General features: G+C 43.1%; 13 protein-coding genes. 9 read left to right on the top strand and 4 right to left on the bottom strand.

The window, feature by feature from the left end:
- The first annotated feature begins 122 nt into the window (after positions 1-122).
- The 4 genes from NNC77_RS11530 (at position 123) to menB (ending at position 4,561) form a co-directional block, all read left to right on the top strand.
- Positions 123-569: a PaaI family thioesterase gene (locus NNC77_RS11530; protein WP_006847215.1), complete on the top strand. Its 447-nt coding sequence runs from the start codon at positions 123-125 to the stop codon at positions 567-569.
- On the top strand, positions 566-1,744 hold the full coding sequence (locus tag NNC77_RS11535) for a chorismate-binding protein (RefSeq protein ID WP_254970887.1): 1,179 nt from the start codon (positions 566-568) through the stop codon (positions 1,742-1,744). Before NNC77_RS11530 ends, NNC77_RS11535 begins: the two co-directional genes overlap by 4 nt.
- Before the next feature lie 107 nt (positions 1,745-1,851).
- A complete protein-coding gene (gene menD / locus NNC77_RS11540) occupies positions 1,852-3,660 on the top strand; it encodes a 2-succinyl-5-enolpyruvyl-6-hydroxy-3-cyclohexene-1-carboxylic-acid synthase (protein WP_254970889.1) in 1,809 nt (602 codons plus the stop codon).
- A 79-nt stretch (positions 3,661-3,739) separates the two neighbouring features.
- Entirely contained in the window at positions 3,740-4,561 is an 822-nt protein-coding gene (gene menB / locus NNC77_RS11545) for a 1,4-dihydroxy-2-naphthoyl-CoA synthase (protein ID WP_022121706.1), read from the top strand.
- Between the two features lie 71 nt (positions 4,562-4,632).
- Here menB and queF read toward each other — a convergent pair whose 3' ends face one another.
- The 3 genes from queF to NNC77_RS11560 all read right to left on the bottom strand — a co-directional run bounded on the left by queF (position 4,633) and on the right by NNC77_RS11560 (position 8,406).
- Entirely contained in the window at positions 4,633-5,088 is a 456-nt protein-coding gene (gene queF / locus NNC77_RS11550; RefSeq protein WP_006847219.1) for a preQ(1) synthase, read from the bottom strand.
- Positions 5,089-5,128: 40 nt separating this feature from the next.
- The gene (locus NNC77_RS11555; protein ID WP_118065346.1) at positions 5,129-5,821 is read right to left on the bottom strand and encodes a queuosine precursor transporter; all 693 of its coding nucleotides are present in this window, start codon (positions 5,819-5,821) and stop codon (positions 5,129-5,131) included.
- A 338-nt stretch (positions 5,822-6,159) separates the two neighbouring features.
- Positions 6,160-8,406, bottom strand: a complete 2,247-nt coding sequence (locus NNC77_RS11560) for an inorganic phosphate transporter (protein WP_254970890.1) — start codon at positions 8,404-8,406, stop codon at positions 6,160-6,162.
- Positions 8,407-9,107: 701 nt separating this feature from the next.
- Here NNC77_RS11560 and NNC77_RS11565 point away from each other — a divergent pair.
- The 5 genes from NNC77_RS11565 to NNC77_RS11585 all read left to right on the top strand — a co-directional run bounded on the left by NNC77_RS11565 (position 9,108) and on the right by NNC77_RS11585 (position 12,220).
- Positions 9,108-9,563 carry a hypothetical protein gene (locus NNC77_RS11565; RefSeq protein ID WP_117729699.1) on the top strand — a complete coding sequence of 152 codons (456 nt, stop codon included), beginning with the start codon at positions 9,108-9,110 and terminating at the stop codon, positions 9,561-9,563.
- A gap of 12 nt (positions 9,564-9,575) precedes the next feature.
- A complete protein-coding gene (locus NNC77_RS11570) occupies positions 9,576-9,836 on the top strand; it encodes a hypothetical protein (protein ID WP_254970891.1) in 261 nt (86 codons plus the stop codon).
- Positions 9,837-9,877: 41 nt separating this feature from the next.
- Positions 9,878-10,633 carry a leucine-rich repeat domain-containing protein gene (locus tag NNC77_RS11575; protein WP_254970892.1) on the top strand — a complete coding sequence of 252 codons (756 nt, stop codon included), beginning with the start codon at positions 9,878-9,880 and terminating at the stop codon, positions 10,631-10,633.
- Between the two features lie 32 nt (positions 10,634-10,665).
- The gene (locus tag NNC77_RS11580) at positions 10,666-11,793 is read left to right on the top strand and encodes a hypothetical protein (RefSeq protein ID WP_254970893.1); all 1,128 of its coding nucleotides are present in this window, start codon (positions 10,666-10,668) and stop codon (positions 11,791-11,793) included.
- Positions 11,794-11,902: 109 nt separating this feature from the next.
- Entirely contained in the window at positions 11,903-12,220 is a 318-nt protein-coding gene (locus NNC77_RS11585; protein WP_254970894.1) for a hypothetical protein, read from the top strand.
- A 167-nt stretch (positions 12,221-12,387) separates the two neighbouring features.
- On the opposite strand, the gene NNC77_RS11590 is transcribed toward NNC77_RS11585, so the two are convergent.
- A partial coding sequence (locus NNC77_RS11590; RefSeq protein WP_254969951.1) for a transposase occupies positions 12,388-12,618 on the bottom strand: 231 nt, incomplete at its 5' end.

The following is a 12,618-nucleotide window of genomic DNA, read 5'->3' on the forward strand; positions in this document are numbered from 1 at the left end:
TTTTGTTTTCTCTAAAGAAAGTCTTACCTTTGCGTTGAGTTTATCAGAAACATACTTTGGAGCGAAGAGAAAACGAATAGCTCTGAATCAATAACAAAATACGAAAAATAGGAGATCATAAGATGAACATAGATGAATTAGTAAAAAGAATCAGCAAGACTGATGGATTATCCAAGACCCTCGGAATGCATTTCATTTCTACCCCTGAGCCTGATACGCTTCAGGCAACGATGATGGTAGATGAGCGTAATCGCCAACCTTTCGGCTTCTTGAGTGGAGGTGCTTCCCTGGCTCTTGCCGAGAATGTGGCAGGTATCGGTTCCCTGGCGCTCTGTCCGGGACAGATTGCCGTGGGTATCAACGTGAGCGGTACTCATGTTCAGGCGGTCAGCGAGGGCGATATAGTTACTGCCTTTGCCAAGATTGTGCACAAGGGCAGAACCTTGCATACCTGGCAGGTGGATATCAAGAATACGGCTGGTGAGGTAATCTGTACCGTACAGGTAACCAACTATGTGTTCACTCCAAAGAAAGATAATCAGAAAAAGGGGGCAGAAACAAAGGTATGATAGCTTTTGCGTATTATCGTCTGCCTTATCTGCACCATGCTACCTATGTGGCTCAGCATGAGGGAGAACCAGAGGTACTCTCTTCTGTGGCAGAACTGAATGGCAAGGAAGGTTTCGTGATAGCTCCTTTCGCGCCATCCAGCGAATGTCCCGTGGTGTTAATGCATCCGGATGAAAGTAAACTTCTCTCTGCCGAGGGGGCTGAAAATGCATCGCGATGCGGCACTTCCTGCGTCGTGACGCAGCAGGAATTACGTCGTGACGTAGCAGAATCTACGTCGGGACGTAATTTTGAAGCCTATGCAAGGGAGTTTGAATGCTTTCACCGGCAGCTCTCTGAAGGTAAATTCAGCAAGATTGTTCTGGCAAGAAAACTGCGTATTCAGAGCAATCGGCAGCCTTTAGAATCAGTCCAGACTTTAGCAATGCAAGATGTCGGCAAGACTTCAGCTGTGCAGAATACAGCCAATGCTTCAGTTGTGCAGGATTCAGACTCTTTAAAGGCTCTGTTTCTGAAAACCTGCCGGATGTATCCCCGTCTTTTTGTAGCCTTGGTTTATACACCCCAATCGGGTTTATGGCTGATGGCTACACCTGAAATTCTGCTCAAAGGTGAACAGAATCAGATGGCAACCATGTCGCTGGCAGGCACTCAAAAGGCTGAACCTTCCAAGACCGTAGCCGATTATCCGGTAGAAGGGATAGAATGGTCGGAGAAAAACAGAGAGGAACAGCAGTATGTAACCGATTATATTGAGGATTGCATCAAGGTCTTTTCGGATGAATATCAGAAGAAGGGACCTTATACCACGATGGCTGCCAATCTCTATCATCTCCGTACCGACATCGCTTTCCGTCTGCATGATACGGGGCATCTGGGCGATGTGCTCGATGCCTTATATCCTACGCCTGCCGTCTGCGGAATACCGAAGGATGAAGCTCGCCGGTTTATCCTGCTGCATGAACATCAGTCGCGCAAATACTATAGTGGTTTTGTGGGACCGATTTCGCCGAAAGGAAAGACGCATCTCTATGTTTCCCTGCGCTGCATGAACATCCTGGATGACGGCTCCTGCGAACTCTATGCCGGAGGCGGATTGCTGAAGGAAAGCGAGATGGAGAAGGAGTGGAAGGAAACTGAAGCTAAGATGCAGACCATCCTGTCGGTCCTGTAAAGGTCTTGCAGAGAAATGATAGGGATTCATTCTGATTTTATAATGCTAAAAGACAAAGGCTCTTCAAGAATCTGAAAACATAAAAACAACCTGAAAAATAAGGTGAAATGTATAGCAATAAAGAAAACGTCAATATTTTGACAAGTTTACTGGTAGCGCATGGTGTTCGCCATGCAGTGGTGTGTCCGGGCAGCAGAAATGCAGCCATAGTTCACAATCTCAACGAGTGTGAAAACATCACTTGCTATCCTGTAACCGACGAACGTAGCGCCGGCTTCCAAGCTCTTGGACTTTCTATGGCTGAAGGTTATCAGCCTGTCGTAGTTTGTGTGACTTCGGGTTCTGCATTGCTCAATCTTTATCCGGCAGTAGCTGAGGCTTATTATCAGCAAATCCCACTCATCGTGATTTCTGCCGACAGACCGGCACAGTGGATCAACCAGCTGGATGGTCAGACGCTTCCTCAGCCTGATGCTTTGGGGCAGATGGTAAGAAAAGCAGTATCTCTGCCAGAAGTGTTCGCAGGTGAGCAGCAGGAAGAGATGCATTGGTATTGCAACCGGCTGGTCAACGAAGCGCTGTTGGAAAGCATGGGGCGGGTAAAGGGTCCTGTACACATCAATGTACCTATCTCTGAGCCTTTCTATTCGTTTACGAAAGAAGCTTTGCCCGTTGAGCGCAAGATAGAGGTTGCTTACTGCAGGGCAAATATTGACACATTTGATGGGACCCCTTTTGAATGTGTGTTAAAAGCCAAACGTCCATTGTTGGTAATAGGACAGTTGGACAATACCGAAAAATATACAGACTTGTTGGCTTATATTGACCGGATGCCTATATTATGGGAATCTCTGGCAATGCCACCTTATTTATATAAGGTTCAGGAAGAACTGGGAGAAGATTGGAATAAAACCACCCTGTATGGCGCTTTCGAGAATTTGCTGGATGAAATAAAGGACGATGAAAGATTCCGTCCTGACCTGGTTTTTTATATAGGTGGACATATTGTGAGCAAGAAGTTGAAATCTTATCTGCGTTCGCTTAAAGGAGTTGAGCAGATAAGAATTTCGCAAGAGGCTGATATCGAAGATACGTTCATGCATCTTACTAAAGTGATGGATTTGCCAAACAGTGATGCTATGTCATGGTTGGGTAATTTTGGCTGGCACAACCACTGGGAGGATTATCGCAAATTGTGGATGGATGCGTTGGCTAAAAGTTATGAACGCAAAGAGAACTTCAAGCTTGAGTTCAGCAGTCTGGCTACCGTAAAGGAATTCTTCAGCCAGCTTCAGAAGGTTGAGCCTCAGAATTTCAAAGCGTTCACCTTAGGTGGTAAAGATGTTCAGGACGATGGTATCTATGACCGCGAATTCGATACTTTCCTTCCTGGTCTGATGAGCAGCGTCATCTCCGGTAACAGTTCTGCCATCCGGTTGATGAATCTGTATGCCGACCGCCATGTTTACTGCAATCGTGGTGTGAATGGCATAGAAGGTTCTCTTTCTGCGGCTGTTGGCTTCTCGATGTGCAAGAACAAGTCTGATAAGCATGTATACTGCGTTCTCGGCGACCTGAGTTTCTTCTATGACCAAAATGCGCTCTGGAATAGAAATCTGAACGGTAAGCTCCGTATCATCGTGCTCAATAATGGTGGCGGTGCCATCTTTGGCAAGTTCCAGGGATTAAAGGAGAGTCAGGCTCGCGAAGAAATAATAATGGCAAAGCATCATGCAACGGCTGAAGGAATCTGTAGTCAGAATGAGGTAAAATATCTCGCAGCTCATACGATGGAAGAGATGGAACAGGGCATCAGCCAATTGATTCATGCCGAGAGCGAGCGCCCGATGCTCCTGGAGGTTTTCACAGATATGGATGTAGATAATGAGATGCTGGAAGCCGTTCAGAAGTGCTGATAGAGGACCTGTAAGGAACTATAACTGATAGTTCTGTCAAAAGAATAAGATAAATAGTAATCATAAAGTTAAAAGTAAAATGAGAGAATGGAAGAAGATAGAAGGTTTTGATTTCAAGGAAATCATCTTCGAGGAGTATAATCATATCGCTAAGATTACCATCAACCGTGAGCGCTACCGTAATGCTTTCACACCGTTGACCACTTGGGAGATGGCGCAGGCATTCAACTATTGCCGCGACTGTCTGGATATCCGTGTGGTCATTCTGACGGGTGCCGGCGATAAGGCGTTCTGTGCAGGTGGCGACATGCATGTGAAGGGCCGAGGCGGTTATGTAGGTAATGACGGTGTACCTCGCCTGAATGTGCTCGATGTGCAGATGCAGATTCGCCGTCTGCCAAAGCCGGTTATCGCTATGGTGAATGGTTATGCCATCGGTGGCGGTCATGTGCTTCATGTGATGTGCGACCTGACCATTGCGTCAGAGAATGCTATTTTCGGACAGACTGGTCCTAAGGTAGGAAGCTTCGATGCCGGTTTCGGCTCTTCTTATCTGGCAAGAATGGTGGGTCAGAAGAAGGCTCGTGAAATCTGGTTCCTCTGCAAGCAGTATTCTGCCAAGGAGGCTGAAGAGATGGGAATGGTGAACAAGGTGGTGCCTCTCGAAAAGTTGGAAGATACCTGTGTAGAGTGGGCTGAAATCATGATGGAACGTTCACCTCTGGCACTCCGTATGATCAAGGCTGGCTTGAATGCCGAACTGGATGGTCAGGCTGGTATTCAGGAGTTGGCTGGCGATGCCACGATGCTCTATTATACGATGGATGAGGCTCAGGAGGGTGGCAAGGCGTTCCTTGAGAAGCGCAAGCCTCGCTTCGAGGATTATCCTCAGTTCCCATAAATTCATCATCTATAAACAATAAAAACCTCGGAAGAAAAGCAATCTGCCAATCTTCCGAGGTTTCTTGTTTCTTATTCGTGAGTAGCGAATCTCTGTTCTGCCAGTTTCTCGTATTTGGTGCCTGGCTTGCCATAGTTGGCATACGGCCAGATGCTGATGCCGCCACGAGGAGTAAAGATGCCTGTTACCTCTATATATTTAGGGTCCATCAGTTTGATGAGATCCTTCATGATGATGTTCACGCAGTCTTCATGGAAGTCGCCATGATTGCGGAAACTGAAGAGATAAAGTTTCAGACTCTTGCTCTCTACCATCTTTACGTCAGGAATATAGCTGATGCGAATCTCTGCGAAATCTGGCTGACCCGTAATAGGGCAGAGCGATGTAAACTCAGGGCAGTTGAATCGTACCCAGTAATCATTGCCAGGATGCTTGTTCACGAAAGTTTCGAGCACTTCTGGCGCATAATCCATTCTATATGTAGTCTTGGCACCTAATGCCTGAAGACCGTCTTCTTTTCTATCCACGCTTGGTAATGTTTTAATGTTTGATATTTACTGATGTCTTTTAGCCGAGGCTGAAGATCTTGAATACATTGTAGGAGATGTTATTGTCGTATGCATCTTCGCCTTCATGCTTCTTCACGTATTTTACTACACGGATGGTCAGAGGCAATACCACAATCTCGTAGGCTGTCTTCAGTATCACCTGCCAGAGCATGAGCCAAGGCAATTCTGATGCAGGCACCACACCGCCCAGGGCAAGTGGGAAGAAGATAAGACTGTCGCAACTCTCACCGGCAATGGTACTGAGGATGGCACGGGCAGAGAAATGCTTGCCACCATCGCGGATTTTCATCACGCTCATTACATAAGCATTGGCAAACGAACCGATGATGAAGGCTACGAAAGAGGCTGCTGCAATGCGGGGTGCCAGACCGAAGATGGCATGAAAACCGGCATCGTTGGTCCAATAAGGCGCTGCAGGAATGGCATCGCAGATAGCACCCAGTGCCACGAAGAAGAAGTTCATCGCAAAGCCGGTCCAGATCAACAGACGCGCTTTCTGATAGCCCCATACTTCACATACCACATCGTTGATGATGTAGCTTACAGGGAATACGATAAGTCCACCGGTAAGGGAAACTGGCCCGAAGGCGATTTGCTTTGTTTCGAGTACGTTTGCTGCAATCAGGCAAACGCAGAAGAGGATGCTGAAAAGCATAAACAGCACGCTCACTTGAGTTTTTTTCTTGTCCATTTTCTTGTTTTTTACGAGGTTTACCAAGCACTCGGGTTATTGAATATGATGATTCTTTTCAGAAATCGGCTGCAAAATTACAACTTTTCTTCCTAATAGCCAAATATTTGGGCAAAAAAATGGCTCCAAATACTAATCACTAGCACTTGGAGCCCTTATCTAACTAAAAACCTAAAACTTTTTTCTAAAAACTAAACCTAACAATCTTAACCTATGAGAAACTAACCTTTTCAGATTATATTTTGATAGCGAAATAACACTCTTGTTATCCGCTGTCATCTGTCATCATGCAACAGATATACCAAAAAGTAGTTTCATGACAAGATGTCAGAGAAAATTTACTTTTCCATAAACTTCTTTGCAGCTCTTAACTGATGCCTCATCACACTCAGGAATTCCTGACTCTCCTGCAGTACGTTGAGATAAACCAGAGAAATCTGCATCAGCGTATTGTCAGTCATGTGCTGGATGCGGTCGATATGCTTCTTGCGGAGAACTGAAAGCTCGTCTTTGCAGGCATCTGCCTCGGCAAGAATCTCGCGATAGCTGTCATATCTGCCAGTTTCAATCAGTTCGCAGCTCATGCGCATCAGGTCGTTGATCTTCTGGCGTACAGGAGCAAACTCCTTGATGTATTCAGCAGGAAGCGGATTGAAGTTGTTGTCAACATGTTCCTTGATTGGGTCGAGCATACGGCGCAGAGAGTAGATAAACTGTTGGTTGCTGTTGGCACCCAGATGGAACCAGGTGTTGCGCTCGATGGCAATCTCGATAGGTGATTTCTTCAAACCGAGCATCTCCTGACGGCGGAACTTCTTCAGCATATCCTGTTCCTTCTTCAGATCCTTGTTGGCATGACGAAGGTCGCGGGTATTCTCGTTAGCAAGACCATCCATAATCTGGTTGAACTCGTTCAGGGCGAAGTGGCAGACGTAAGACTGGGTGCGTGAAACCTGACGGCGAAGCAAATCCCATACAATCTCCGGGTCGCGAGAACGCATCATCAGCTGGAAGGTACTGCTCTTGCCCTCTTCCTTTGCCTTCTTGTTATACTGGATGTTGCTGCGGATGAGCAGGTAGATAACCAAGCCCATGAAGCAAGCCTGGATGCCCACACCACCGAAGTGCATGATGATACAAACAATGGCGCAGGCTGCGAAAGCTACACCGGCTGTGATGAACCAACCACCGATTACACTCAATACACCTGTTACACGGAATACGGCACTCTCGCGGCTCCATGCTCTATCAGCAAGTGAAGAACCCATAGCTACCATGAAGGTAACGTAGGTGGTAGAGAGAGGCAACTTCAGGTTGGTACCGATGGTGATCAGCATGGAAGCAAGTACCAGGTTTACGGCTGCACGAACCACGTCGAAAGCAGCACTCTCCTCGAGTTCAACATTATTCTTGTCGAAACGGCTGTTGATCCAGTTCATCAGTGCCTTTGGCATAAACTGCTTCAACCATGAATCTGTAGCCTGGCAGTTGCGTACAATCACGCGGGCTGCAGAAGAACTGCCGAACATCTCATCGCCCTCGTCCTGACGGCTCAAGTCAACAGAAGTCTTGATTACGTTCTGTGCCTTCTTGGATGTCGCCATGGCGATAATCATCACGGCACCGGCAGCAAGCAGGAAGCCTGGAGTAGTCTTGGCACTCTCCATCAATGAAGTCATCATAAACTGGTTTGGCGCTGCACCGTTGGCATTTGCCATATAGTCCTGATAAGAAGAGAGACCAGCTAGAGGCACACCGATGAAGTTGACCAGGTCGTTACCAGCGAAAGCCATAGCCAGGGCGAAAGTACCCATCAGCACCGTAAACTTGAAGATGTTGACACGGCAGAGGTGCAGGAATTCCATTACAACAGCAGATACCACGAAGGTGATGCAGATGAGGAAACCGAGATTCTGGTCGATGTAATCGCGCACCTCAGCAGGCAGGTAAGGACTCTTGCCCAAACCCTTCATGAAGATGAAGTAAGAGAGGGCTGTAAAGGCGATACCGCCGAAGATAGCGATGCTGTAGCGGCTGTGCTTGCGGTAGTTGAAGGTGAAGATGATACGGGAAATCCACATCACAAAGGCACCAAACACGAAGGCGATGATGACAGATGAGAAGATACCCATGATTACCTCCAATGCCTTGTTACTGTTCAGCAATACGCCATAGTTGAGGCTGTCGTCGCCATACATCTTCAATGTAGCGAGGATGAAAGCACCACCCAGCAGCTCGAATACCAGAGAGACGGTAGTAGATGTTGGCATACCTAAGGTGTTGAACACATCCAGGATGATGACATCAGTCACCATGACCGCCAGGAAGAGCGTCATAACCTCTTCGAATGTAAAGTGGTCAGGACTCATGATACCATGGCGGGCGATATCCATCATTCCCGATGACATGATGGCTCCGAGAACCACACCGCAGGATGCGATAATCAGCACCGTGCGAAACTTAGCCACCTTAGCTCCGATGGCAGATTGCAGGAAGTTGACAGCATCGTTGCTGACTCCTACGAAGAGATCGAACACTGCTAAACAGAGCAGGAAGATCACAATACAAAGATAAATCGTACTCATATATTTATTAATGTTTATATACCTTATTATATAATTATAGGGGCTTGTCTCAACATAGCTAGACACATTTCTCCCCTTGCTTTTCCGGGTGCAAAGGTACGAGTACAATGTTACAGGTGATTTAAACAGGTGTTACAATATTGTTAAGATGTTGTTGTGCTGGCGAGGTATAAATAATATGTTTTTCGTGAAAATTGGTTTGTAAGGGTGAAAAGTCAATATCTTTAGTCTAAAATCGTAAAAATGAAAGAATTTATCCACAAAGATAAAGAAATATGCGAAAATATTTGGAAGTTACAGAAGTATTTTATACTTTTGCACTGTCCTCACGCTGAAGTTGCATGTCGTATGTGACGTGGAGGCTGAGGGCATATATACATAAGGCGTTACTGGACGCTTTGGTTTTGACTGTAGAAGAACTTCGCAAACTCATCTGATTGTCAAAAACAAAGCAACGGAAACGCCCCAAGGGTGTAGTATAATATTACGCTTGCATTATCATAATGTTTGTGATAGTGTGGGAGTTCTATATATGCATCAGCGTGGGGCTTTCGTCGTTGCTCGTTTCGACAATCAGGGCAATGCGAAGGCCTTTCTACAGTGGAACGAGTGACAGGACTGGCTCCACGTTTTTTGTATATATGTAGCATGTGTAATTATTGCTGCAAAGGTAGCCAACAGCATTAATAATCTTAAGCTCTATGGATAGATGGCCTATTTTTCAAACTCTGACGTTCAGAGAGTTTCCATTTCCTGTTGATCGATATGAGGAGTATGTCGACGGTAAACTCATCTCACAAGGTGAAGTGCATTTTGAAATTCGTTTCAAACAGCATAATGGTGGTATCTTTACGAAGGCAGGATTGATTACTGTTAATTTACAGAATAATCCTATTCCTGAGAAAATTCTATCAAAGTTTGAGTTTGATAATTGTATCACAAACAATGATCGACTCGTGTTTTACATCAATGCAGAGCAATCCAACATTAACGATGCAGGACTTTTGGCGATAGGCATGGTGATGGGGTATTCTCGAAAGAAAAAGAAATATGTTGAGAATGAACCTATTATCGGCAATGTTTTTACTATCGACCAAAAGGTCGCAAAAGTAGCGTTCCGTTTCGTGAATCCTGATAGATTAATTGAATTTTACTAAAATAAGATAGTTATGGATGAAGTAAAAGGATATTTGGAGTATGATGGGGACATTTATAAAATTCAATCTGTCGAGCAACTTCAAGAATTTATGGATAGTTTAGAAGACGATACAGATGAATTTGATGATTTTTGTAATGAGGATGATTATTACAATGAATGGGATGATTATGGTACATCTGGAGAAAAATATGGCTACTATAATGGATATTGTGATGATGTCATAGATGACGCATTTGATGGATGTCCAGAAGCTACATGGAATGTGGATTGATAAAGACAGATAATAATTTACAAGGAACATAAATGGAAGTTATGAAAGAGTTAAATGGATATTTAGAGCATAATGGGTTGATTTATAAGATTCAGTCCATAGAGCAACTTCGAGATCTTATGAATGGTCTTGGGGAAAAGGCTAAGGAGATGACAGAACAGGAACTTGCATCTTTATGTGTTAATCCAAATCCCAAAGGATATTTGGATAAACAGTATAATGATAGTTGTGGGGTCTTGTATTCTATTGATGGGAAGAAATTAATAAAGGGTAGTCTTCAATTGAAAGAATATAAAATAGCTGATGGTACTGTTGCTGTTTGTAACAATGCTTTTAATCTATCTGAAATGCAGAATAATATCAAAAAAATATTCTGTCCTAATACGCTTGTGGCTATTGGCGAGTATGCTTTTTGTAATGCAAAAGTAAAAGAAATAATATGGTCTCCTAGTTTGAAGTATATTGGTAGTTATGCTTTTTATGGGTGTTCTTTAATCAAATTAGAGCAAGAACTAGACTTGCCTCAGTCGTTAAATTATATAGGAGCAAATGCTTTTTATGGATGTAGAAGATTTACTAGTGTTTCGTTCCCAGATTCCATTATCAAAATTGATAGTCATGCTTTCGCAAACTGTGAGTCTTTAAAATGGGTCTATATTCCTGATACGATTAAAGAAATTGGCTCTGGTGTATTTGATGGCTGTACAAGTCTTAAGGAGATAAAAATTCCAAAAGGTAGTCACACAAAGTTCGAGAAGTTATTGCCATTTTCGGTTGATAAGTTTGTAGAAGTGTGAACCCTGTAATAGAGAAAAAATAGATAAAAGCTATGGGTGATTATAAAATCAAAAGTATCGGAAAAGTTGACTTCCGAACATATAAGGATGTAGTTAGAGTTATAGCTATAAAAGAAAGAGGCTTTTGGACTTCTTTGTTCTCTTCTCCAAAAGAAGCATATTTTATTTTGTCGGATGAAAGTCCGTTGTATGGAGCGGTGAATGCTGCGAAAAGCAATGAGTCTATTTGGGATGTTTCAGAAAGTTCCTTCACGGTCGAAAGAGTGAATGGGACATTTTATAGCGTGGAAAAATCTATAGCTCTTTATGAAAATAAGAAGGCTAAACGAATTGCAGAAACTAAGCGCAAGGCAGATGAAGCAAAAAAGGCTAAAGAACAGCAAACTCAACGAAAAAAAGAAGAAACTGCTAAGCAAATAGATGAAGCGTTTAAAAAGGCAACAGTGCAAAAGGTAAGATTGTCTGATTTTCAGGTCTGTGTGGATGAGAATGCTAGTTTTTCAAATCAAATGGCAGGAATAGCAGGCAATGTGAATCTTTGTTTTGTTACAGGAAACAAGCAAGGAGTTACTGATAATCTAGTAAAGCTATATACTAAGGTACAGGGATATAATAGTCATTTGCTAAAGAATGTTGAGGCTAAGGATGGTCAAATTGTTGGCCTTGCATTTATAAAAATGGCATTGTATTTCACGAATGGAAATTTTCTGGTTAATGAAATAGCTGCTCAGAATGCATACTACTGCATAGCGAAGAACTTCCTAATTGCGAAAAATACATATGCCTTACCTGCTTTATTTACATTGTTTGTAAAAAGACCACAAACGCTAGTTGATGAACTTTATAATGTAAATCCTGATCCAACTTTATTGGGTTTTGGGGGAATGACACCTTCTGCATCATATAGAAGAAAAGATAGGGCAATGGAGAACAGATTGCCTATAATGACATATATCCTATCTAAATTTTATGATGAGAATAAAAAGGTCTTTTTGATAGATACCTCTCTACCATATCATATTCCAAATCAAGAGGACATTAATGCTTTTCATAAAGAATTGAGAATTGCTAAACTTGGTAATAAAAAGGAAATTTTAGACAAAGGTGAGGAGTATTTTCACGAATTATATGAAATAATAGATGATCATCTAAATCTTTAATGATGCCAAAAACTGTTTCTTTATATGTAAAGGTAATAAATATAACTCGTCTATAGTTTATATGTTAGCAAAAATGTGCTGTAGTACAGGGTGTCAGTAAGCCTTGTAAATGAAAAAACAAGGCTTGCTGATACAACTTATCGATTTTTTGTTTAATTTTGCAATCGATACTAATAGATGCTACTATAATATGGGAAATGATACAGGAAATATAAAGATATTGTGCATCGGTGTCGGTGGGGCTGGCACTAATGTAATCAATCATATGAAGGATATTGGTATTCCGAATGCAGAGTTTCTGACATTTGGAGGATATCGCTATGACTATAGCCATCCCGAAATTCCTCATTATAATCTTATCAATAGTTCGTTAAAATTTGAGATAATGGCTAAGCAGCTTTACGTTGCCAGCCAAAGAGTTCTTTGATAGTATGACTAATTAACTTTCGGTTCGGTATTCTCCGACACTTGTTGAAAATTAATTTAGCGATGTAGGGGGTGTAAATTAAACTGTGTCAAGGCTTGTTCTTAACTTTCATTCCCACTCCCTGCTGGGGGCATGCCCCCAGCAGGGAAGCCTTTTCGGCTGCAAAGTTACATAATTTTAAATCTATCTCCAAATTTTATTGCCAATTGTTGAGAAAGTTGTCCCCAATTTGCCAGTGGCATAGTCCATTTCTTACGGATGTTGCGGTAAGCTAAGTATACAAGCTTCTCCAAAGAATTATCCGTAGGAAAGACCCCTTTAGTCTTTGTGACCTTTCTTACCTGTCTGTGATACCCCTCAACCGTATTGGTCGTATAAATGAGTTTACGGATGGCTGG

It is taken from the genome of Segatella copri, assembly GCF_024330485.1.
In the GTDB taxonomy this organism is placed as follows: domain Bacteria; phylum Bacteroidota; class Bacteroidia; order Bacteroidales; family Bacteroidaceae; genus Prevotella; species Prevotella copri_L.